Origin of the sequence: Citrobacter sp. Awk 2 (assembly GCF_028069815.1) — a bacterium.
In the GTDB taxonomy this organism is placed as follows: Bacteria; Pseudomonadota; Gammaproteobacteria; order Enterobacterales; family Enterobacteriaceae; genus Citrobacter.
In genome coordinates this window covers 1-4232 of sequence record NZ_JANEWL010000175.1, presented here as the reverse complement: position 1 = coordinate 4232, position 4232 = coordinate 1, and the positions used below count along the sequence as shown (strand labels likewise).

Below are 4232 nucleotides of genomic sequence, written 5' to 3'. Positions count from 1 at the left end.
GATTTAAGGTGGGGAATCTGTAACGATCCTATTTTAGGCCGTGACTTGTAAATAAAACATTTTTATTACAAATACAACGAAAAATAAGTTTCGGTTAACGTCGGTGAGGAAAAAACATGTCGGAAAAGAAAAATAAAACACGGTTTCCTTTTTTTCGCAGCCTGGCGTTTCCGTTGCGTATCTTTCTACTCATTCTGGTCGTTTCTGTTTTTATCATCGCGGCATTAGCACAATACTTTACCGCCAGCTTTGAAGATTATCTGGCAACGCATGTTCGTGATATGGCAATGAATCAGGCGAAAATTATCGCCTCGAACGACAGCATTATTACTGCTGTGAAGCACCGTGATTACAAGCGCCTGGCAACGATAGCGGATAAGTTGCAGAGCGGGACTGACTTTGACTATGTGGTTATCGGTGATACCCACTCGATCCGTCTTTATCACCCTAATCCGGATAAAATTGGCTACCCCATGCAGTTCACCAAACCCGGCGCACTGGAGAAAGGGGAAAGCTACTTTATTACCGGTAAAGGGTCTATCGGGATGGCGATGCGCGCCAAAACCCCTATCTTTGATGATGATGGTAAAATCATCGGTGTTGTCTCAATTGGCTACCTGATCAGTAAAATCGACAGCTGGCGCTCGGATTTCTTACTTCCGATGGCAGGGGTGTTCATTCTATTGTTACTGGTGCTTATGTTACTTTCCTGGTTTTTTGCCGCCCATATTCGACGCCAGATGTTGGGTATGGAACCCAAACAAATCGCGCGGGTAGTACGTCAGCAGGAGGCGCTGTTTAGCTCAGTATACGAAGGCTTAATTGCTGTTGACCCTGAAGGGTGCATTACGGCGATAAATCGCAGTGCGAGAAAAATGCTGGGGCTCTCGTCGCCTGGACGTAAGTGGTTGGGTAAGCCGATTGCGGAAGTCGTTCAGCCAGCAGATTTTTTTACCCAGCAGATTGCGGAAAAGCGCCAGGATGCGATGGTTAACTTTAATGGGTTGAGTGTTATTGCTAACCGCGAGGCTATCCGCTCAGGTGATGAACTGCTCGGAGCTATCATCAGCTTTCGTAGCAAAGATGAAATTGCGACCCTGAATGCCCAGTTAACACAAATCAAACAGTATGTAGAAAGTCTGAGAACGCTACGTCATGAACACCTGAACTGGATGTCCACCATCAATGGTCTGCTGCAAATGAAAGAGTATGACCGGGTGCTGGCCATGGTTCAGGGAGAGTCGCAGGCGCAGCAGCAACTCATTGATAGTCTGCGCGGTGCTTTCGCCGATCGTCAGGTTGCAGGCCTGCTGTTTGGCAAGGTACAGCGTGCACGGGAACTGGGCCTCACAATGAGCATTGTCCCTGGCAGTCAACTGCATAAACTTCCTGAGGGGTTGGATAGCACAGAGTTTGCAGCAATTGTTGGCAATCTGCTTGATAATGCGTTTGAAGCCAGTTTGCGTACCCAGCAGGGTAATAAGGTCGTTGAACTCTATCTGAGTGATGAGGGCGATGAGGTGATCATTGAAGTCGCCGATCAAGGTTGTGGCGTACCGGAAGCATTGCGCGAAAAAATATTTGAACAGGGTGTGAGCACTCGTACCGATGAACCAGGCGAACATGGCATCGGTTTGTATCTGATTGCAAGTTATGTGAGGCGCTGTAATGGGGTGATTACGCTCGAAGATAACTCCCCCTGCGGTACCTTATTTTCTTTATTTCTTCCGAAAGTGAAAAAAAACAATGACGGAACCATTAACGCTGTTGATCGTTGAGGATGAAACGCTACTGGCGGAAATGCATGCTGAATATATCCGCCATATACCCGGTTTTAGCCAGATATGGTTGGCGGGTAATCTTGAGCAAGCAAGGATGATGATTGAGCGCTTCAAGCCTGGTTTGATTCTTCTGGATAACTACTTGCCGGATGGCAAGGGCATAACGCTGTTACACGAGCTGACTCAGGCACGCTACCCTGGCGGCGTGGTGTTTACCACGGCGGCCAGTGATATGGACACGGTCTCAGAAGCCGTACGCAGCGGGGCGTTTGATTATCTGGTTAAACCCATAGCCTACGAGCGACTGGGGCAGACGCTTACCCGGTATCAGCAACGCAGAAGAATGCTGGCCGGTAATGACAGTGCCAGCCAAAAACAGATTGATGAAATGTTTAATGCATATGCGCGCGGTGAGCCGAAAGGGGATTTGCCGACGGGGATCGACGCGCTAACGCTGAATGCAGTACTGAAGTTGTTTGCTGACCCGACGGTACATCATACTGCGGAAACGATCGCCCAGGCGCTTACCATCAGCCGTACAACATCCAGACGTTACCTGGAGTACTGTGCCAGCCGCCATTTGATCATTGCGGAGATTATTCACGGGAAGGTAGGTAGACCGCAGCGTATTTACCACGGCGGCTAAATGCTGATTTCTGACGTAGGCCGGATAAGATGCTTTAGCATCGACATCCGGCAACGGTGCGGTTTAAATGCCGGATGCGGCGTAGATGCCTTATCCGGCCTACATTTCACTGAGTATCAGCCGCCAACGACGGCTGAAGAAGAACCGGGTACCATCACTTCAGTGGCGATAATCACAATCAGCAGTCCGACCATCACCGGAACAGAAGTTCGTTTTACGACTTCAAACGGTGAAATCTTCGCCATCCCCGCAACAGCTACAACCACACCGGATACCGGGGAGATTGTGCGCCCGAGGTTTGACGCCTGCAGCATTGGGATCGAAAGATAGGCAGGGTTAATACCGGAAGAGTGCGCCAGTTTTGGGATCATCTCAACGAAGGCGTAGAAAGGCGCGTTACCGGAGCCCGTAGTCATTGCGGCCAGCATGGTCAGAATCACCAGGACCAGCATCAGAATAATACTTGCAGAACCAAATGAGGTGGCGATAGAGATCAGACTTTGAATAAAGCCAATGGTGCTCAGACCCTGAGCAAATACACCGGCTGCAACTAACAGCATGACGACGTTAGCAAAGGCATCTGCCATTCCACGGTAGGCGACTTCCAGACCTGAGAAAACCTTCTGGGTGTTGAATCCGCGGATGAACTCCAGCACTGCGGCAATAAGCATGCACAGCACCAGAATCGTGATGATGTGCAGTTGCGGGCCCCATTTACCATCAAAAATCAGTACACCGACGATCGGGGTAAACGGCAGAATGGCGTAAAACGAGGGGGCTGTGGTGGTGATTTCTGCCACATCTAACATTTCGTGAGAGATGTTCTCTTTTTTATCCAGATAGCGCTGCCAGAAGTAATGGGCAATCGCCATACCAATAATGGCAGCAATGGAAATCGGCAGCGTGGTTTTAAACGCGAAGTCGATCAGTGGCATTTCCGCTGCTTTTGCAGCCAGCACGACATCCCCGGACGTTGGAGAAAGAATGATTGCGGCAGGGGAGGCGCAAATGGCCGCCGCAGCACCACGACTGATCCCAACGTTAACCATGACCGGAAAGAGTGTCGCCATCAACAGTACGCCCAGCCCGGTTGCCGAAGAGACAGCCAGTGACATCAGGCAGGCAACAAAATAGGCGGCAATCATGAGCATGTAAGGCGAGTTGATATATTGCAGGGGTTTGGAGGCCAGCTTAACGACCATATCGTTCGCGCCAATATGCGTCATGTAGGCGGCAAAACCACACAGCATCATAATCATCATGCCGAGGTCGCCGCCGCGGCTCATCAGCAAAATTTTAATGTATTCAACAATATCTGTCGCGGTGTAACCGGTGCTTTCGGCACTGCCGGGCAGAACTTTGTGTCCCATCAGAGCGCTGATAATCAATAAAACCAGGCCCCCGACAAACAATACGCCGGTTGCGGAATAACCTTTAATGATGTAGCGAGCTACACCCACAATAACAACGACTCCAATAAGGAGTTCTATAAATGTCAACATTGTTTCCCCTGTCATATTGACGCCCAGAAAGTAAAAAAACTAAAAAAAGCATAAAGCGGTGTGAGAATGTGCCTAATAAACACCTGCTCCTTGCTGATTAAAATCAATAAAAATACGGATTCAACCGATGGTGCAGGCGTTTTTTCAACATAGCGGATGAAAAGGGAGTACCGCAATCAAAAACTGTGAAACACTCTGGTTTTATGTGTTATTTTGCTTTGAGATGATGCATTGATGTTAATTAATTGTTATTTATTTTGGTGTTTGTGCGTAAAGGAAGCAGATTAATAGAAATAAGAATAC

The 4232-nt window shown here is 48.7% G+C and carries 3 protein-coding genes; 2 read left to right on the top strand and 1 reads right to left on the bottom strand.

The features are described from left to right. The first annotated feature begins 116 nt into the window (after positions 1–116). Positions 117–1778: a sensor histidine kinase DpiB gene (dpiB, locus tag NNO02_RS22745; RefSeq protein WP_271442589.1), complete on the top strand. Its 1662-nt coding sequence runs from the start codon at positions 117–119 to the stop codon at positions 1776–1778. Beyond that, entirely contained in the window at positions 1747–2427 is a 681-nt protein-coding gene (dpiA, locus tag NNO02_RS22740; protein WP_271442590.1) for a two-component response regulator DpiA, read from the top strand. Before dpiB ends, dpiA begins: the two co-directional genes overlap by 32 nt. Before the next feature lie 116 nt (positions 2428–2543). Here the strand turns inward: dpiA and dcuC are convergent, their stop codons facing one another. Then, entirely contained in the window at positions 2544–3929 is a 1386-nt protein-coding gene (gene dcuC / locus NNO02_RS22735; protein WP_271449873.1) for an anaerobic C4-dicarboxylate transporter DcuC, read from the bottom strand. Positions 3930–4232 lie beyond the last annotated feature (303 nt).